Genomic DNA, 19,754 nt, shown 5'->3' with positions numbered 1-19,754 from the left:
GGGAAAGGCGAGGAATCCTTGCCGATGGTGCATTCACCATCGCCCCGCCTGAAAGCCGACCGGTCGTTTCGCTCTCCGACGTTGAGTATGGGTACCCAAGCTGATCTCGATCACGGCGGCGCTCGTACCGGCCAGAGGCGGTCAGCAGCCTCACCCCGCCCCAGCCTCCACGACACTCACCACGCTGCGGCCGTTGCCGCGCTTCTCCACGCGGACCTGCACGGCGATGCGCTCGATCATCGCCGCCACATGGGTGATGACGCCGACCTTGCGGCCCCGGCCCTGGAGCGTCTCCAGGGCGTCCACCGCGAGGTCGAGGGTCTCGGCGTCGAGGGAGCCGAAGCCCTCGTCGATGAAGAGCGTGTCGACGAAGGAATCGCGGCCCTCCAGGCCGGACAAAGCGAGGGCGAGGGCCAGGGAAACGAGGAAGCGCTCGCCGCCCGAGAGGCTGCGGGTGGCGCGCACCTCCTCGCCCATGTCCCGGTCGACCACATGGAGGGAGAGGTTGGCCGGGTCGCCGCGCACCAGCCGGTAGCGCGGGCTCAAGGCCAGCAGGTGCTCGTTGGCGAGCCGGACCAGATGTTCCAGCGTCACCCCTTGGGCGAAGAGGCGGAACTTGACGCCGCTGGCCGAGCCCACCGCCTCGTTCACCGCCTCCCAGACGGCGTAATCGGCCCGCGCCCCGGCGATCGTCGCCTCCAACCCGGCCGCCCGCTCCCGCGCCGCGTCGTCCCGCTGGAGATCGGCCGTGATGGCGCCGAGCCCCTGTTGATGGGCGGTGATCGTCTCGGCGAGGCCGGAGGCCGCCGCTTGCGTGGCGGGAGCGTCGATCTCCGGCGCATCGAGGAGGAGGGCGAGGTCGGCCCGCCGCGTGGCGAGGGCGGTCTCCGCCTCGCGCGCTTCCGCCGTCCGCGCATCGACGGCCTGGCGCAGGGAGGCGCGGATCTCCGGGGACAGGGCCAGGGCCTCCCGTACCGCGTCGACGCCGCGCGGGGCGCAGGCGGCGAGGAAGGCGGCATCGGCCTCCTCGCGCAGCCGCCGGGCCGCGTCGCGGGAGGCCACCCCGTGCTCGGCCGCCGTCACCGCCGAGGCGAGGGCGGCATGGGCAGCGGCGCGGGCCTCTTCCGCCTGTTTCAACGCGTCGCGGGCGCGCTTGCGCGCGTCGTTGATCCGGGTCCGGTGCGCGCCCGTCTCCTCGCCGCTCAGCAGTGGCACCCGTTCGGCCCGCAGCCCGGCGAGCCTGTCGGAGCGGGCCAGCGCCTGGCGTCCGGCCGCATCGGCGGCGGCGCGGGTGAAGCCCAGGGCCTCGGCGGCGCCGGCGCGGCGCGACGCGAGGGCCTGGACCTCGCGGTCGAGCTCGTCCCGACGCCGGTCGAGGGCGCGGTGCGCGGCGGCGACCTTCGCCACGCGCTCGGCCGCGCCGGCCCCGTCCCGGTCGAGATCGGCCAGCGACAGGCCGGCGCCCGCGAGATACGGCGCGATCTCGCGGCCGAGGGATTCCACCCGCTCCGTATGGCCCGAGACGCGGACCGCCTCGCCATTGGCGGTGAGTTCGGCGAGACGCAGGGCCTCGCGCTCGGCGGCGCGGGAGAGTTCCGCCGCCTCGATCTCCCCCTCTCCCGCCTCGATCCGCGCGGTGAGGGCGTCGATCTCGGTGCGCAGGGTTCCGGCCCGCTCCAGGGCGGAGAGCAGCGGGGCGCGGTCGCGCTTCAGGGCCTCGACGAGGCCGGCGAGGGCGGGAGTCGCCTCGGCATCGAGCCGTTCCGGGATGGTCCCGTCCACCCCCGCTTCGTCCCGCGTGGCGAGGAGGTTCGGGTGCAGGTCGGCATAGGCGGAGGCCGCCCGACCCTGCGTCTCGCGCGCCGCCGCCGCCACCTGTTCGGCGTTGCGCGCCCGCGCGCCGGCGGCGGCGGCGGCCGAGGCGGCCTCCGCCAGGGCGTCCCGCGCGGCGGCGATGGCGGCGTCCTGTTCCGCCCGCTGGGCTTTCAGCGCCTCGGCCACCCGCCCCAGCCCATCCTGGTCTCGGGCATGCGGATGATCGGTGGCGCCGCAGACCGGGCAGGGCTGGTCCTCCACGAGCAGGCTGCGCAGATGCGCCGCCTGCTGCGAGACCGCCTCCTCGGCGAGCTCCGCCAGGGGGGCGACGGCCGCCCGCCGCTCCACGGCGCGGGCCTGCCGGGCGGCGGCCTCCTCCCCGGAGAGCCGCGCGGCCTCCTCGGCGCGGCGGGCGGCCTCCGCCTCCATCGAGGCGCGCTCAATGGCCAGGGAGGCCTCCGCGTGGCCGCGCGCCAGGGGCAACGCCTCGCGCAGGTGCTCGGCGAGGCGGTCGATGGTGCCCAGGCGCGCCCGCGCCGCGGCCTCGCCGACCTTGTCCAGGGCGGCGGCGAGGCCGGCCCGCTGCTCGGCCGCCTGCGTCCGCGCGGCCTTCGCCTGCGCGATCGCCCGGTCCCCCGTGGCGATCGCGGCCGAGCGGCGGGAGGCCTCGTCCGTGGCCGCGCGGAGAATGGCCTTGGCCTCCGCCAGTTCCGCGCTCAGGGTCGCGCGCTTGGCGAAGAGCTGTTCGGCCTCCTCCGTCCGGCCGGCGAGGAAGGCGCCGCCCGTATCGGCCGCGAACCGGGCGGCGACCTCGGCGCGCGCGGCCTCCGCCGCCGCGAGGCCGGCATCGAGCGCCTCCAGGGCTGTCCGCGCGTCCAGCGCCTTCGCCCCGGCGACGGTCGCCGCCTCGGTGGCATGGGCGGATTCGGCGGCCGCCTCGGCGATCCGGGTGTCGAGCTCGGCCGCCCGCGTCCAGACCGGCCCGAACGCCTTGAACCCGATCTCCGAGGCCTCGTCCGCCTTGGCGGCGGCGTCATGGGCCTCCCGCGCGGCCCCGGCCCGCGCCTCGGCTTCTCCGCGCGCCGCGAGGGCCAGGACCAGGGCCGCCTCGGCGGCGGTCAGATCCCGCTCCGCCCGCGCCGCATTCCGCGCCGGTTCGCGCAGGGGCTCCACCGCGTCGAGTTCGGCCAGCCGCAGGCTGTCGGGCCGATGGGTCTCCAGGGCCTCGCGCGCCACGGTGAGGCGGCTCTCGGCCGCCGCGACCAGGCCCCGTGTGTCGGCGATGCGCCGCGCATGGGCCAGCGCCGCGTTCAGGTCCGCCAGTTGGCCGGAGAGCCCCGCCACCTCGGCCTGGAGACGCGCCCGCTCGGCGTGCTTCTCCGCCCGTGCCGCCTCGTCGAGGAGGCCGACGGCGTCGCGATGGGCCTCCAACTCCTTCACCGTGGCGCGCTGCGCTTCGGCCCCGGCATGGATCCGCTTCGAGATCTCGGAATAGATCGCCGTGCCGGTGATCTTCTCCAAGAGTTCCGCGCGCTCGCCCTCGGCGGCGAGGAGGAAGGCGTCGAACTCCCCCTGCGCCAGCAGGACGGTGCGGCGGAACTGGTCGAAGGTGAGGTCGGTGAGCTCGCAGATCGCCGCGTCGACGAGGCCGGCCTTGCTGTCGCCGACGGAGGTCCCGTCCGCCAGCCGGGTGAGGGAGCGGGTCTTGTTCTGGAGGCGGCCGTTGGCCTTGCCCCGCGCCCGGTAGACCGACCAGCGCGCGCAGTAGCCCTGCCCGTCCCGGCCGATGAAATCGACCTCGGCGAAGCCCTCCGTCGCCCCCCGCCTCAGGATCGCCCGCTCGTCGCCGATGGTGATGGGGTCGCCGCCGGGATCGGGCGCCCGCTCGCGCCCGCCGGTCGCCACGCGCGGATAGCGCCCGTAGAGGGCGAGGCAGAGGGCGTCGAGGATGGTGGACTTGCCCGCCCCCGTCTCGCCGGTGATGGCGAAGATGCCGGTGGCGCCGATGGGGCCGCCGGCGAGATCGACGGAGAAGGGGGCCGCGAGGCTCGCGAGGTTCTCGCCGCGGATCGCCAGGATGCGCAAGGGTCGTGGCCTCGTCTCAAGAAATCAGGGGGATGCGGGGAAGAGTGTCATAGCCCAGGATGACGGGCGGACGAGGGCGATGCCGTCGCCGCGCAACGATGTCCACACGCGGCGGGATGGCGGCAGGGCTGCGAACCAGGGGGAATGGGATGTGGCACGACACTGAACAGGCCACGTCGTCATTTTGGGTCCGCATCGCGGAGCCCGGAATCCAGAGCCGCTACCAGGTCACGGCTCTAGTTAGCGGGATCGGGTGGATTTCCGGGGGGCACGGCCTCGGCCTTGACCATCCGAAACGACCCGCGCAGGCTGGCAGGATGAAGAAACGTCCACCGGGTACGGTCTATGACACAGTTTTACTTTCACCTCCGTGGCCCAGATGGACTTGACTGCGACGATACAGGCCTGGATCTCGTGAGCGTTGAGGCAGCTTATCTTGAGGCCTTTAAGGCCGTGCCGGGAATGAGCTCTGATCTGGCCTCCAACGCGGAGAACCCGATCCGGTATGGCTTCGAGATCACCGACGCGCGTGGTACCATTCTGATGGTGCTGCCTTTCGCGGAGGTTCTGGATCACGGGCGAAAGCGTTCAAAACAACCCTCCAAGCTACGCTTCCGGAAAGGACGGGCTGAGATGAGGCGCACAGCGGGGCTGATTGTGGAGCTTCGCGATGCGCAAGTGAAGCTGAATGTGACATTTGCAGAGACTCAGCGTCTCCTCGACATGGCGAAGGGAACCCGCGGCTAGCGGCAAGGTCAAGAAGAGGCCTTGCCGGTTGGAAGCAGAATAGCCGCTCCCGGGAGATCGGTTAAGGTCCGCTTCTCGGCAATTTCCGAGGCGAAAACCTTAGAGCTCAGGGTATACTTACGTCTGCTCGCTTTATGCGAAAACCGCAAAAAGCCGACCTGCGCTGGATGTCGCTGGCGCGATGGGACAACGGGCGGCCGGAACCACCGTGCATTGATCGACGCGGTGTAGGAAAGAACGCATGATGCTGGGACCCGACGAACGGCGTAGCATCGATCCGAAGGCTCAGAACGTGGTGATGGACCAGGACCACTTCCCGATCGTCGGCATCGGCGCGTCCGCGGGCGGCATCGAGGCGATGCGGGGCTTCTTCCGTGGGGTGCCGGCGACGCTCGGAGCCGCCTTCGTCGTCGTCACGCATCTCAGCCGGGAGCACAAGAGCCTGCTCTCGGACGTGCTGGCCCGGCTCACGCCGCTCGGTGTCGAGGTCGCCGTCGACGGCGTGCCGGTCCGGCCGGGCCGCGTCTACGTCATGCCGGCCGGTTTCGTCATGGGCATCGCGGGCGGCCGGCTGAGGTTGAAGCCGCTGAGGCCGGCGATCCGCGAGACCAAGCCGGTCGATATCTTCCTGACTGCCCTGGCCGTCGACCAGGGCGAGCGCGCGGTCGGCGTGATCCTGTCCGGCGGCGACGGTGACGGCGCCATCGGCATCAAGGCGATCAAGGAGCACGGCGGCCTGACCCTGGCCCAGACCCTGGATGGCTCCGGCCCCGAAGCCCCCGACATGCCCATCAGCGCGCTGCGGACCGGCTTCGTCGATTTCGGCGAGACGGCCGAACGGATGGGCGACCGGATCGCCGCCCGCTTCGCCGCCATCAGTCCCGCCACGCAGGAAGGTCAGGCCGACCTGGTCGCTCGGGAGTTCGATGCCGAACTGCTGACCGAGATCTTCGCCATCCTCCGCTCGCAGGTCGGCCATGACTTCTCCGGTTACAAGCCCAGCACCTTCGTGCGTCGCCTGCAGCGGCGCATCAGCGTCGTCGGCGCGGCCGGGCCGGACAACTACCTCAAGCTGCTGCGTGCCGACCCAGCCGAGGTCGGGGCGCTGTTTCGGGATCTGCTGATCGGTGTGACGAACTTCTTCCGTGACGCCGCCGCCTTCGAGGCTCTCTCCACCCACGTCATCCCGAAGCTGTTCGACGAGCGCGCGTCGACCGATGTCGTGCGGATCTGGGTGCCGGCGTGCTCGACCGGCGAGGAGGTCTACTCCCTGGCCATCCTCCTGCGCGAGCACATGCTGACCCTGGCGGAACCGCCGCGCGTGCAGATCTTCGCCACCGACATCGACGAGCGATCGCTCACGGTCGCCCGGACCGGCCTCTACCCGAGGACCTACCTGTCCGCCGTCACGCCCGAACGGATCGCGCAGCACTTCGTCGTCGAAGGCGACAGCGTGGTGGTCGCAAAGGCCGTGCGCGACCTCTGCAGCTTCGCCCCGCACAGCGTGCTGCGCGACCCGCCGTTCTCGCGCCTCGATCTCGTCTCCTGCCGCAACCTGCTGATCTACCTCGGCGTCGAAGCCCAGCAGCAACTGATGCCAGTGCTGCACTACGCTCTACGCCCGCGCGGCTACCTCTTCATCGGGATGGCCGAGAACGTGACGCGCTTCGACGACTTGTTCGAGACGATCGACAAGCGGAACCGCATCTTCCAGGCCCGCGACGCGATCCTGCCGGCCCGCTTGCCACCAATGTCCGGGCCTGACACGCCGATCTTCGCGGGTGCCGGCCAGTCGTACCGGCGCCACGTCACGACACATGCGGCCCTGCGGCACACGGTCGAGACGCTGATGCTATCCGAGTTCACGCCGCCGCACGCGGTCGTGACGCGGACGGGCGAGGCCGTGCACTACTCGTCGCGGATCGGCGATCACTTGGAGGTCGTGCCGGGACAGCCGACTCGGGAGCTGGCTGCGATGGCACGCAAGGGCCTGCGGCTGGATCTCCGAACGGCGCTGCGCGAGGCGATAGAGGGCAACACCCCGGCCGTTCGCGACAGCATCAGCGTCGAACTGCCGGACGGCCGGCTCCAGACTATCTCATTGGTCGTCAAGCCGCTGAACACGGCCGGCGCGACTGAGCCACTGTTCCTGGTCGTGTTCAAGGAAGCCGCTGCGCCGGTCGTAAGGGAGCGGCAGGCCCTGGAGGCGAATGAACGGGACACGGCGTTCCAGGGCCTGGAACGCGAACTGAGCGTGACGCGCGAGCGGCTTCAGGGTGTGATCGAGGAGTACGAAACCTCCCTCGAGGAGCTCAAATCCTCGAACGAGGAACTGTACTCCGTCAACGAGGAAATGCAGGCCGCCAACGAGGAACTGGAGGCTTCGAAGGAGGAGACGCAGTCTCTGAACGAGGAGCTTCAGACGTTGAATGCCGAGCTGACGTCCAAGATCGAGGCCATCGATCAGATGAGCGATGACCAGTCCACGCTGTTCGAGGGCATGAACGTCGCCAGCGTGCTCCTGACACCGGATCTCCACATCCGCATGTTCACCGCCGCCGCGGCACAGATCTTTGGCCTGCAGCCGGGCGACGTCGGCCGGTCTTTGCGCAACTTCTCGACGCCGATTCCCCTGACGTGGCTGTCAGACGAGATCCCGACGGTGCTGGCAACGAGCCGTCCCTCCGAGCGGACGATCGAGAGCACAGACGGCGCCCGCTACCATGTCCGGTTGATGGCCGCGTCCTCCAAGGGCAGCCGGACGCCCGGGATCGTCGCAAACTTCACGAACCTCCGGGAACAGGGATGACCGAGGGGTCTGGGCTCCGCGCCCAGGACCCTGGTGGTCCATCCGCGCTAGAGCGCTCTCCGCCGAAGTGGATGCCGGTTCGGCGAAAAAGAGCGCGGCACAACAAAGGCCTGGAGATGTACCCCGACCCAACGTGGTCGGGCGCAACTCTAGCGTGACGCGGATACGGGTGCATACGCAAGGGCAGCGGGCGCAAGGGGAGCGGGCGACGGCACGCCTTGGCAAAGCCCGGCCGCCTCTCGTTCATGGGAGAGCGGATCGGGGCGCGGGCCTGTTCCGAAGGTCGAACGTCAACGTTCTGGCAACTGGCCAACGTCCGATTACCAACCTCCTCGGACGCTTAGGGATGGGGACCAAGCGTCGGATTTCCCCCACTCGGAATCGGAACGGGAGCGTGGGGGCGATCGTTCAGGACGACATTTCAAACAGGGATACTGACCGGCGGGCGCCGCGACTTTGACATCGGACACCGGCTCGTGTCATCGGGCCGCGATGTCGAGGCCGGGCCGTCCCTCCGGTGAGGCGGGCCCTCGCGGGGAACGGCGGGTCGACCTTGGCCGTTGGCAGGGACGTCGATCCTGTGCGGGCGCGCGATCCGATCCCGCGGCGCGCCATCCCGCATCGACCCTCGCGACGGAGAAAGAGTGGCAGTGAGTGTCCTCGTGAACGGGGGCGAGTGTGGTGCGCTGATCGAGGCCATCGATTGGTCCGCGACTCCCCTCGGACCCTTCGCCTCCTGGCCCGCGTCCCTCCGCACGCTGACGGGGATGATGGTCGCCGCGCGCCAGCCCATGTTCGTCACCTGGGGGCCGGGGCAGATCGTCCTCTACAACGACGCCTATGCCCGGCTCATGGGCGCCAAGCATCCGGCCGCCATGGGGCGGCCCATCGCCGAGGTCTGGTCCGACATCTGGAGCGACCTCGCCCCCATCGTCGCCGATGCCTATGCGGGACACTCCATCCAGATGGACGACGTCGCCTTCGTCATGGAGCGCAACGGCTTTCCCGAGGAGACGCATTTCGCGTTCTCCTACACGCCGGTGCGGGAGGAGGACGGCACCGTCGCCGGCTTCTTCTGCGCCTGCACCGAGACCACCGGCCGGATCGGTGCCGAGAGCCGGCTGCGGCAGAGCGAGGCCGAGGTCCGCGGCGTCCTCGACGGGATGGGCGAGGGCTTCCTCCTGCTCGACCACGACTTCCGCGTCCGCCGCATCAACGCGGAGGGCCTGCGCCTCGACGGGCGCCCCTCGGAGGCGATCCTCGGCCGTCACCTCCTCGAGGTGTGGCCGGATGCCGAGCGGATGCCGACCTGGCCCCTCTACCGCCGCGCCATGGCGGAACGGGCCTCGGCCGAACTCACCTACCGCCACAGCTCGACGCAGCGGGACATCTGGATCGAGGTCAGGGTCTATCCCTCCGGCAGCGGCCTCTCGGTGTTCTACCGGGACGTCAGCGGGCGCCGGGCGGCGGAAGAGGCCCTGCGCGAGCGCGAGGAGCGCCTGCACCTCGTCATGGAGGGCGCGCGCGATCACGTGGTCCTCACCATGAACCCGCAGGGGATCATCACGAGCTGGTCGGCGGGCGCCGTCGAGGTGCTGGGCTGGACGGCCGCCGACGCGCTGGGCCGTGACGGAGCGATGATCTTCACATCCGAGGACCGGGCCGCCGGCATCGATGCGGCGGAACTCGCCGAGGCGGTGAACCAGGGCCGCGCCGATTCGGAGCGCTGGCATCGGCGCGCGGACGGGATGCCGGTGTTCCTCGCCGGCTCCCTCCACCGCCTGCCGCCGGACCCGCAGGGCCGTTCGCCCGGCTTCCTCCGGATCGCGCGGGACGAGACCCAGCGCAGGGCGCAGGCCGAGGCGCTGACGGAGAGCGAGGCGCGGTTCCGCAACATGGCCGACCACGCCCCGGTGATGATGTGGGTGACGATCCCCGACGGGTCCTGCATCTACCTCAACCGGCGCTGGTACGAGTTCACCGGGCAGACCGAGGCGGAGGCCCTCGGCCTCGGCTGGACCAAGGCGACGCATCCCGACGACGAGGGGCTGGCGGCGGACACGTTCCTCGCCGCCAATGCCGCGCACGAGCCCTTCCGGGTCGAGTACCGCCTGCGCCGGGCCGACGGCACCTATCGCTGGGCCATCGACGCGGCGACCCCGCGCTTCGGCACCGATGGCGAGTTCCTGGGCTATGTCGGCTCGGTCATCGACATCGACGAGCGCCGGGAGGCGGAGGAGCGCCTGCGCCAGAGCGAGGGGCGTTTCCAGGCCATCGCCGATTCCATCGACCAGATGGTGTGGTCGACCCTGCCGGACGGGCACCACGATTACTTCAACCAGCGTTGGTACGACTATACCGGGGTGCCGGCGGGTTCCACCGACGGCGCGGGCTGGAACGGCATCTTCCACCCCGACGACCGGGACAAGGCCTGGACGGTCTGGAGCCATAGCCTGGAGACGGGCGAGCCCTACCACATCGAATATCGCCTGCGGCACCGCTCCGGGCAGTACCGCTGGGTGCTGGGGCGGGCGCAGCCGGTGCGCGACGCGGACGGGCGGATCGTGCGCTGGTTCGGCACCTGCACCGAGATCCAGGAGATCGTGGAGGCCCGCGAGGTCCTGGCCCGCTCGCGGGCCGAGCTCGAGCGCGAGATCGCCGAGCGCATCAAGGAGCGCGACCGCATCTGGACGCTGATCCCCGACCTCCTGATGTCGGGCACCCTCGACGGCCGCCTCCTCAACGTGAACCCGGCCTGGACCGAGGTGCTCGGCTACGACGAGGCGACCCTGCTGGCGACGCCGTTCTGGGAGATCATCCACCCCGATTTCCTCCCCCACAGCGCGGAAGCGGTGGAGGCGATGCGGCAGGGCCGCACCGTACGGCACCAGAACCGGGTCCGCACGGCGAACGGCGCGTATCGCTGGTTCGATTGGGTCAGCGCGCCCGTGGGCGAGGTGTTCTACGCGGTGGCCCGCGACATCACCGACGAGAAGGCCCGCGAGGCGGCCCTCGCCCAGACCCAGGAGGCCCTGCGCCAGTCGCAGAAGATGGAGGCGGTGGGCCAGCTCACCGGCGGCATCGCCCACGATTTCAACAACCTGCTCACCGGCATCTCCGGCAGCCTCGAATTGCTGCAGACCCGCATGGCGCAGGGGCGGCTGACCGAACTCGACCGCTACATCAACGCGGCGCAGGGCGCCTCGCGCCGGGCGGCGGCCCTCACCCACCGGCTCCTCGCCTTCTCGCGGCGCCAGACCCTGGACCCGAAACCGACGAACGTGAACGCCCTGGTCTCGGGGATGGAAGAGCTGATCCGCCGCACGGTCGGTCCGGCGGTGACGATCGAGGTGGTGGGCTCCGCCGGTCTGTGGCCGGCTTTGGTGGATCCGAACCAGCTCGAGAACGCGTTGCTGAACCTGTGCATCAACGCGCGGGACGCCATGCCGGATGGCGGCCGCCTCACCATCGAGACCGCCAACAAGTGGCTCGACGGGCATGCCGCCCGCGAGCGCAACCTCGACCCCGGCCAGTATCTCTCCCTCTGCGTCACCGACAACGGCACCGGCATGACGCCGGAGGTGATCGCCCGCGCCTTCGATCCGTTCTTCACGACCAAGCCGCTCGGCGAGGGCACCGGCCTCGGCCTGTCGATGATCTACGGCTTCGTGCGGCAATCGGGCGGCGAGGTGCGGATCTATTCCGAACTCGGCGAGGGCACCACCATGTGCCTCTACCTGCCGCGCCATTACGGCGAGGCCTCCGAGGTGGACGAGGCCGGCGCCTTCGCCGCCGCGCCGCGCGCGCAACGGGGCGAGACCGTGCTCATCGTCGACGACGAGCCCACCGTGCGCATGCTCGTGACCGAGGTGCTGGAAGAGCTCGGCTACACCGCCATCGAGGCGGCCGACGGCGCCTCCGGCCTCAAGGTGCTGCAATCGGACGTGCGCATCGACCTCCTCGTCACCGATGTCGGCCTGCCCGGCGGCATGAACGGCCGCCAGATGGCCGACGCGGCACGGGTGGCCCGACCCGACCTCAAGATCCTGTTCATCACCGGCTATGCCGAGAACGCCGTGGTCGGCAACGGCCATCTCGAGCCCGGCATGCAGGTGCTGACCAAGCCCTTCGTGATGGAAGCGCTGGCCGGCCGGATCAAGGACATGATCGCCTCCGGCTAGGGGGGAGGACGGCATTCGGCCCTCGCCGCCCTTCAGGGCGGCCCGGCGCGAGGGGGCGCGGCGCTCGTCACCCGCCCACAGTGGGGCACAGTTTTTGGCTCGCAAGGGCTTTGTCTTGGTATTTTCAGACAAAGCCATAACTGTATTTTAAATGGTGGAGTCATATCGAAGCAGAGCGGTTTTAGCACGAACCTGTTCTGTAGGGGCTCAAGATGGCTCAATTTCGTTATACGATGGACGGCGACTACGATCCCGAAAATTTCACTATAGGATATCAAGAGCCAATCAACCCGGAGGCCAGGACGCTCGATTTCGGCCCTGGTGCCGTGGTCGATGGGTATGAAGAGTACGAAAATTTTCTCGTATACTTCCTGGATGGGCCGGGGATCGAATATGAGGCCCAGGTCTTCCAGCTGTCGACACAGATGGCTGGCCTCTACGGCGATTCCAGCGACTTCGATAAAATCACGCGGGTCACCGGCGGCGATTTCGGGGACGTGTTCCGCACCGGCGACGGCAACGACGTCCTGAACGGTGCCGGCGGCAACGATATTCTGGAGGGCGGTCGCGGCATCAACACCATCGATGGCGGCACGGGTACCAACACGCTGAGCTACGAGCATTTCGATGCGCCCACCGAAGACGGCTCGGGCGGGGTCGGGGTCGATATGAGGACCGGCGAAGGCTACGATTATGGTAGCGACAAACAACAGGACTTCTTCGTTAATATTGCCAACATTCGCGGATCGCAATATAACGATGGGATAGATGGTAACACCGAGAACAATGTCATCGAGGGTGGTGCGGGTACCGACTATATGACCGGTGGCGGTGGCGTCGATACGTTGAGCTACGCGCATTCCACCGAGGGCGTGACTGTCGATCTCTCTGGACAAGACGGTCTCGAGGGCGACGCGGAGGGGGATCATTACCTGGGGTTCCTGAACGTACTTGGCAGTACGTCGAATGATGTCCTTAGTGGAACCGGCGACGCCAATACGCTGAACGGCAATGGCGGCAACGACGAATTGTACGGCCGGGGCGGCGACGATCGCCTCGTCATCGGCAACTCGCCCGTGAAGGTACAGGGCGGCCAGGGGACGGACCTGCTCTTCATCGCGAGGTTCGGCAACGTCGAACTCACCGACGAGTCGTTTGCCAGCATCGAGAGAGTTTATGTCCGCGACGGGGCGTCCCTCACAATGGCGGGCGTCGATATCGGCACGAAGATTTATTCGCAGAGCCTGAACGATGGCTCCTCCAAGATCGTCGGCACGGACGGCGCCGACCGCATCGTGGCCGGCAAGGGCGGCGACGTCATCACCGGCGGGAAGGGCGGCGATTCCCTTTTCGGCGGCGCCGGTGCAAACATCTTCGAGTTCGCCTCGGGCGATGGCCGCGATGTCATCCGCAAGTTCGACGTGACCGAAGATGCGCTCCACATCGGTCTCATCACGCAGAGCATAGATAACGTGAAGATCGGATCGTTCCACGGCGAGGCCAACACGATCATCACCTTCACGAGTGACACCGGAGCCTCGAACAAGATCATCCTACTCGACGTCACGGCCGATTCCGTGACGGAAGGCAGCTTCCTCTTCTGAAGTCTGCCCAGTCCTCCGGCCTGCCCGGTCGCGCGATCCCAGCGCGACCGGGTTATCGCCTGTGCCGAGCGCCGCTCTCGCGAGCGCTGGCGCGTCGAGGCTATCTTCTGCCGCCTCAAAGACTTCCGTCGTCTTGCCGCCCGATACGACGGCTGGCCCGCAACTATGCCTCTGCCGTCATCGCCTTCCGGAGCCGATCGAGGCCGAACCATAGTCGGGACAATACTGCATTGATTCATTATTTCTTTATAGCTATAGAATATTCAATTCCTGCGACGCTATTCGCGTTAAGTCACGCCTCCATAACTCAATATATAATCTGAAGAGCGATCCAATGGCCGAGATCAGATGTTCATATACAGATTCGTACGATGAAGATAAGAGTGTCCCTCTCGAACTGAGCAGCTTCGCGTATAATGGAGTTGATTCTTTTTACAAAACGGTACTCGATAGCTTTTTTGGTCTAGGTTTCTACAATAATGGTGCATTGACCAGATATATGGTTCCTTCCACGGTATCAATGCTCAGTCTGTACCTTGATTTCTCTGATAACAAGGCTGACGTAAATTTCGATGGCGGAACGCAAGGCGACGTTCTGCGGGGCGGCCTCGGTGACGACGTCCTGAACGGCGGCGGCGGCAACGATATCCTGGAGGGCGGTGGCGGCATCAACACCATCGATGGCGGCGCCGGCACGAACACCCTGAGCTACGAGCATTTCGATGCGCCTACCGGAGACGGCTCGGGCGGGGTCGACGTCGACTTGAGGATCGGCAAAGGCTATGATTTTGCAAGTGAAAATCAACAAGACATCTTTGTAAATATTGCCAACATTCGCGGATCGCAATATGACGACGTCATAGCTGGCAGCGTTGAGAACAATGTCATCGAGGGGGGTGCGGGCGCCGACTATATGACCGGTGGCGGTGGCGTCGATACGTTGAGCTACGCGCATTCCACCGCGGGCGTGACTGTCGATCTCGCTGGAAACAGCGGCCTCAACGGCGATGCGCAGCAGGATGCTTACTTTGGATTCCTGAACGTCATTGGCAGTACGTCCGGCGATACCCTTTACGGAGACGGCGGCGCCAACACGCTGAACGGCAATGGTGGTTCCGACGAATTGTACGGGCGGGATGGCAACGATCGCCTCGTCATCAGCAGCTCGCCCGTGAGGGTGGATGGCGGCGAGGGGACGGACCTGCTCTTCGTAAATAAAGGCAGTGTCGTCGTCCTGACTGACGACTCGTTCACCAGCACCGCCAGCATAGAGAAAATCTATGTCCGCGACGGGGCGTCCCTGACCATGACCGGCGTCGATGTCGGCACGAAGATCTTTTCGCAGAGCGTCGCCGATAGCGGCTCCACGATCGTCGGCACGGACGGCGCCGACCGCATCGTCGCCGGAAAGGGCAGCGACATCATCACCGGCGGAGCAGGCGGCGACTCCCTCTTCGGCGGCGCGGGTGCCGACACCTTCGTCTTCGCCGCGGGCGATGGCCGCGACGTCATCCGCAAGTTCGACGCGCTCAACGACAGGATCGTCTTCAGCGGCCTCGACGACGACACGGATAGGGTGGACGTCCTGTCGTTCCAGAACGGCGACAGCACGCTCATCACCGTGACCCACGAAGTCGGACCGACCGACAAGATCATCCTGCTCGGCGTCACGGCCGATTCCTTGCTCGAAATCAGCTTCATCCTCTGAGAGCCCATTGGATTGGATGTCTCAGCGGATGCTCATGCCGGAGTCGATCCTCCAATCAGACGACCTCAAGATGAGGTGAAGCCCGGGACAAGCAAGCCGGACAGGCTCCGGCGAGGGGAAGCGTTGGCCTGCCCGGTCGCGCGATCTCCTCGCGACCGGACAGGCGGGTCGAATATTCCTCTACTGCGCGCGGCGCGACAGCGACACGGCGTAGGCCGGGGAGCGGATCGCGAACATCGGGTCGTCGGCCGGGCCGGCGATGCCGGCGGGGAGGTCCACCACCGGATCGAAGGTGGCCGCGTCGCAGGTGGCGTCGGGCTCGAGAGCCGTGATGGCGAGGGTGCCGAGCGTCGTGCTCTTGCGGTTCTCCTCGGGCCACAGAGCCGTCGGGTCGGCGGTGGGGTCGCCGGCCTCGCTGTGGATCGCCACCAGGGAGAAGCTGGCCGGCCCCTTGGCCAGGCGCTCCTTCAGCTCGTCGGCATAGAAGCTGTCGGGCTTGGCCTTAAGCTCTTCGTCGGTGAGGCCGAGCTGGCCCGCATCCGCCACGGTCTTCAGCTTGACCACCTTGGCCTCGCCCTTGGCGTTGGTGAGCGTATAGGCGTGGACGCCCCAGTAATCGACGCCGGCAAAGCTCGCCGGGACCGGGCGCGCATTGAGCCAGGCCGCCTGTTTCGTGGTCTCCGGGTTGGCGGCGGCGAAGGCCTTGACCTTCTCGGCATCGGGTTTGCCGTCGGGGCCGGGCGCGCGGACGGAGACGAAATCGAACAGCTGCTGGGGCGTCCGCGCCGAGAAGACCGGCGCGGAAATGATGACGAGGACGAGGTCGCCCGCCGGGTCGCGCAGGCGCAGGGCGAAGCCCCGCGTCACCGGCTTGGCCTTGTCCGAGATGCCCGGGTTGCTGCCGCCCATGGAGAAGCGCGCGGTCACCGGCACGGTCTTGGCGAAATGCGGTGCCTTCGACAGCCCCGCCGCCTCGGCCGAGGGGGTGAACTGCCCGGTGAGGCAGACGCCCTTGGCGCCGCTGGCCCGCACGCCGGGCTTGTTGCCGCCGGCCACGAACTGGCCGTTGACGATGGCGGCGGCATCCGCCTCCTCGGCTCGGACCGGAGCGGCGAGGGCGAGCGCCATGGCGCAGCCGGTGGCGACGATCGAGACTTTCATGGCGCTGTTTCCCCCGTCGCCCGGCTCGCATCGGCATGGGCCGGCGAATCTCGATGGCGCACAATCGAATTGTAATACCTACAGGGTAACGGGCGCGTGACAAGAGACCGGTGCGGCGGGCTTCAGCCTTCGGCCTCGGCCCGGACGCGGTGGAACACCTCCAGATGCGCCGGCTCCGGTGGCGCGCCCCGCACGCGGGCGAAGGCGAGGCGGAAGAGGTCCTCCGGGTCGCGTTCGGAGAGGCGCACGAGGGGCGCCGCCTCGACGGCCTCCGCCACCGGATCGGCGGCGGGCGCCACGCGGGTGTCGACGATGCGCACGGGAAAACCGTCCGCGATCCGGTCCACCTCGGCCCGGTGGCCCGGCCCTAGCCCCTCGCGGGCGAGGCGGACCTGGATGTAGGGCCGCTCCTCCATCGGCAGGGCCGGGTCGAGGTCGAGGGCCTTGAGATGGTCGGCGAGGTCGGAGAGCCGCATGTCGCCGCGCGCGGGCAGGCGCAGGAACGGGACCGGGCGCGGGATCGGGATATGCTCCACCCGCGCCGGTCCGTCGCCCAGGGTCACGAGGCTGACCCCGTGGATGTAGGGCTGTTCGGTGGCCGAGAGCGGGATCAGCGAGCCGGAATAGCGCACCATCCCGCCGCCGATGGTCTGGGCCTTGTGGAGATGGCCCAGCGCCACGTAATCGGCCTCCGCTGGAAACACGTCCGGCGGCACGGCATGTTCGCCGCCGACGAGGATGCGGCGCTCGGCCCCCTCCGATTCGGTCCCCCCGGCCACGTGCAGATGCCCGGTGAGGAGGAGCGGCAGGCCGCAGAGATGCGGCGTCGCCGCCTCCATCACCTGGGCGTAGAGGGCGCGCACCGCCCGCACGATGGGCGATCCCTCCTCCCGGCGTAGGGGGGGCAGGCAGGCGGCGGTGGGATAGGACACCGCCAGGATCTGGGCCGCCACGTCGCCGTTCCTCAGGACCGGCACGAGATGACGCTCGATGGACACGGCGCCGTCGCGGCGGCGGACATTGCCGATGACCCGGACCCCGATGGCCTCGAGGATCGGGCTCGGCGCTTCGAGGCGCCCGGCCGCGTCGTGGTTGCCGGCGGTCAGCACGATGGTCATGGCGGGGCGCGCTCGGTGCAGGCGCACCAGCACGTCGTAGAGCAGGGCCTGCGCCTCGCCGGACGGGTTCTGGCTGTCGTAGACGTCGCCCGCCACCACGAGGGCGTCGACCTCGTGGCCGACGACGATGGCTTCGAGATGGGCGAGCGCCCGCGCATGCTCGTGGGCGCGGGAATAGCCGCGCAGGGACTGCCCGATATGCCAGTCGCCGGTATGCAGCACGCGGATCACGTCATCGCTCCCACCTCGCCCGGACATCGCCCGTGCGGGCCGGGGCCTTGTAGCGCGCCGCCGCCGCCGGTCCTACCCGGCGGCCCGCCTCCGCTTTTTTGCAGAGAGCCTTAACGGCAGACGGTCACGGTCTTGACCACCCAGCCTTCGCCCGCCTGCCACAGCTTGCGGCGGCTGCGCCCGCACCGGAGCTCGTCCGGCTCGGCCGAGGTCCAGGTGACGGCGGGCGCCTCCGTCGACGGGGACTCGTCGGCGGCGGCCTCCTTGGCGGGGGATCCGGCGGCGGGCGCCGTCTTGGCCTTGCCCGTGTTGGCCTTGACCGTCCGCGACCGCTTGGCGGCCGTCTTCCGGGAAGTGTCGACGGCCTTCGCCTTGGCCGTCGACCACGAGGGGACCGGCTTCGGGCCGGCCAGGGCCGGGCCGGGCCCGGCGACGAGAAGCCCGAGGGCGAGCGTCAGGGCTGACGCGCCAGGGTGTGCGAACGAAGAGATCGGCACAGGATTCGTCCGTCTTCCAAGGATTCGATGGTGTTGAAATGCAAAGACGTATGTCGACGCGAACAGAGGTTTTTGCAATCGCAAGACTCGATGAAATCCCGACATCTCCCGCTCATTCTCGCGCCATGATGAAAGGTCCGTCGCCGGGCCGGCCTCGTGCCTGCCCGGCGACCCCACCCGGCCGCAATGCTGATGAGCGACGGGCCGGCGTGACGCCGGCCCCCGGGCTTGCTAAGTCACCGCACGATCTTGGCTTTAGTCCTCGCGCCCTGGCGAGGGGCCCATCCTCGAGTACCCCATGTCCGAACGCTCCGAGCCTGAACACACCGAGTCCGAACGCGTCATCTCCGAACGGCCCGTTCTCCCCGTCAGCCGGCGGACCCTGCTGAGCGGCGCGGGCGCGGCCCTGGCCCTGGTGGGTTCCCCCCTCGCCGCCCTCGCCCAGGTCCGCGGCCGGCTCTCCATCGAGTCGGAGGACGGTTACGGCCCCTATGACGACGACCGTCTCTATCGGGACGAGGCCGGGCGGCTCTACCGCCGGCGGGGTGGGCGCTACGAGCCCTATGGCGAGCGCACGGCCGCCCCGCGCTTCGAGGACGATCCCGACGCGGATCCCTATGCCGATCCCAATGCCCGCCGCCGGGCGCAGCAGCCGCCGCCGGCGAACCAGGGCAACGCGGTGGCGCGTCCGGTGGATGACGGGCCGATCGACTACGCCAAGGCCTATGCGGCGATCACCGACGAGCCGTTCCCGGTCCATGCCTTCAACTGGCGCAAGGCGAACCCGGTCTTCCTGCGCCAGGAGATCGCCTATACCGGCCGCGAGCCCCCCGGCACCATCGTGGTCGATCCGCGCGCGCACCACCTCACCCTGGTCCAGCCCAATGGCCGGGCGCGGCGCTACGGCGTCGGCGTGGGCAAGCAGGGCTTTTCCTGGTCGGGCGTCTCGACGGTGAATTCCAAGCAGATGTGGCCGGATTGGTATCCGCCCAAGGAGATGATCGCGCGGACGCCCAAGCTTGCCCGGTCGGTGACCCAGCTCCAGAGCGGCCTCGGCGTTCCCGGCGGCTCCCGCAATCCGCTCGGCGCACGGGCGCATTACCTGTGGCAGGACAACAAGGACACGCTCTACCGCATCCACGGCACCCTCGAGCCCGAATCCATCGGGCTCAGCGTCTCTTCCGGCTGCATCCGCATGATCAACCAGGACGTGATCGACCTCTACGGCCGCGTCGAGATCGGCACCCGCGTCGTCGTTCTGACCTGAGGCCGCCTGTCCCCGGCGGGCACGGCCCCCGGGTTCTCTTTTCGTGAATTCGGGCAGATAGGGCGATCCCCCCGGAAGGCTCCCTCGGGGCCGCCACGCGGCACCTCGGGATGACGCAAGCCTCGGACAAACAAGTCGAACGGCTCACGGCAAGTCCGCACGCGGGCCGCCCGCTCGAACCGCTTCCGGGCGAATGACTCCGCCCGGTGATGCCACGGCGACGCCGGAATTCGTGGTGGAACTCCGACGCTCGGTACCCGCCGAACGTCCAAGTCGGGTGGATTTTTGCCCGGCTACTTCCGGCAGGAACGGCGTTGAGGCGGACGTTGCTGACCTGTTCGCTCACAAACAGTTGCGGATACTCGTCCTCGCGTCGGCTGGCAGCGCGCCGCCCAGGCTAAACGAGCAAGCCCACTCATCGCCTAGAGCGCTCTCCGCCGAAGTGGATGCCGGTTCGGCGAAAAAAGAGCGCGGCACAACAAAGGCCGAGAGATGTGCCCCGACCCAACGTGGTCGGGCGCAGCTCTAGCG

At 68.5% G+C, this 19,754-nt stretch carries 10 protein-coding genes and 1 pseudogene; 7 read left to right on the top strand and 4 right to left on the bottom strand.

Annotated elements, in window-relative coordinates; all coding sequences use genetic code 11:
* Positions 1–150: 150 nt before the first annotated feature.
* The gene (locus MBTS_RS03300; RefSeq protein WP_192215069.1) at positions 151–3,900 is read right to left on the bottom strand and encodes an AAA family ATPase; all 3,750 of its coding nucleotides are present in this window, start codon (positions 3,898–3,900) and stop codon (positions 151–153) included.
* A gap of 345 nt (positions 3,901–4,245) precedes the next feature.
* Between MBTS_RS03300 and MBTS_RS03295 the strand changes: the two genes are divergently transcribed.
* The 6 genes and pseudogenes from MBTS_RS03295 to MBTS_RS03270 all read left to right on the top strand — a co-directional run bounded on the left by MBTS_RS03295 (position 4,246) and on the right by MBTS_RS03270 (position 14,949).
* Complete coding sequence (locus MBTS_RS03295; RefSeq protein ID WP_056147081.1) at positions 4,246–4,647, top strand: DUF6894 family protein; 402 nt, start codon at positions 4,246–4,248, stop codon at positions 4,645–4,647.
* Positions 4,648–4,888: 241 nt separating this feature from the next.
* Positions 4,889–7,456 carry a CheR family methyltransferase gene (locus tag MBTS_RS03290; protein WP_192215068.1) on the top strand — a complete coding sequence of 856 codons (2,568 nt, stop codon included), beginning with the start codon at positions 4,889–4,891 and terminating at the stop codon, positions 7,454–7,456.
* A gap of 650 nt (positions 7,457–8,106) precedes the next feature.
* A complete protein-coding gene (locus tag MBTS_RS03285) occupies positions 8,107–11,637 on the top strand; it encodes a hybrid sensor histidine kinase/response regulator (RefSeq protein WP_192215081.1) in 3,531 nt (1,176 codons plus the stop codon).
* A gap of 212 nt (positions 11,638–11,849) precedes the next feature.
* A complete protein-coding gene (locus tag MBTS_RS03280; protein ID WP_238253677.1) occupies positions 11,850–13,241 on the top strand; it encodes a calcium-binding protein in 1,392 nt (463 codons plus the stop codon).
* A gap of 15 nt (positions 13,242–13,256) precedes the next feature.
* Positions 13,257–13,429: pseudogene (locus MBTS_RS03275) on the top strand (IS5/IS1182 family transposase); the annotation flags it as partial.
* 146 nt (positions 13,430–13,575) lie between these two features.
* Positions 13,576–14,949: a calcium-binding protein gene (locus tag MBTS_RS03270; protein WP_238253679.1), complete on the top strand. Its 1,374-nt coding sequence runs from the start codon at positions 13,576–13,578 to the stop codon at positions 14,947–14,949.
* A 180-nt stretch (positions 14,950–15,129) separates the two neighbouring features.
* Here the strand turns inward: MBTS_RS03270 and MBTS_RS03265 are convergent, their stop codons facing one another.
* From MBTS_RS03265 to MBTS_RS03255, 3 genes are all read right to left on the bottom strand, one after another.
* Complete coding sequence (locus MBTS_RS03265; RefSeq protein WP_147832665.1) at positions 15,130–16,110, bottom strand: catalase family peroxidase; 981 nt, start codon at positions 16,108–16,110, stop codon at positions 15,130–15,132.
* 122 nt (positions 16,111–16,232) lie between these two features.
* Positions 16,233–17,459, bottom strand: coding sequence for an exonuclease SbcCD subunit D (locus MBTS_RS03260; RefSeq protein ID WP_192215067.1), 1,227 nt, complete (start codon positions 17,457–17,459; stop codon positions 16,233–16,235).
* A gap of 110 nt (positions 17,460–17,569) precedes the next feature.
* On the bottom strand, positions 17,570–17,956 hold the full coding sequence (locus MBTS_RS03255) for a hypothetical protein (protein ID WP_147832667.1): 387 nt from the start codon (positions 17,954–17,956) through the stop codon (positions 17,570–17,572).
* Positions 17,957–18,254: 298 nt separating this feature from the next.
* Between MBTS_RS03255 and MBTS_RS03250 the strand changes: the two genes are divergently transcribed.
* Positions 18,255–19,223 (top strand): L,D-transpeptidase, encoded by a 969-nt coding sequence (locus MBTS_RS03250; protein WP_018046068.1) that lies wholly within the window; start codon positions 18,255–18,257, stop codon positions 19,221–19,223.
* The last annotated feature ends 531 nt before the right edge of the window (positions 19,224–19,754 follow it).

The organism is Methylobacterium bullatum, from assembly GCF_014845095.1.
Classification (GTDB): Bacteria; Pseudomonadota; Alphaproteobacteria; order Rhizobiales; family Beijerinckiaceae; genus Methylobacterium; species Methylobacterium bullatum.
Note: the sequence above shows the minus strand (reverse complement) of the source record. Positions and strands in the feature narration are given on the sequence as shown.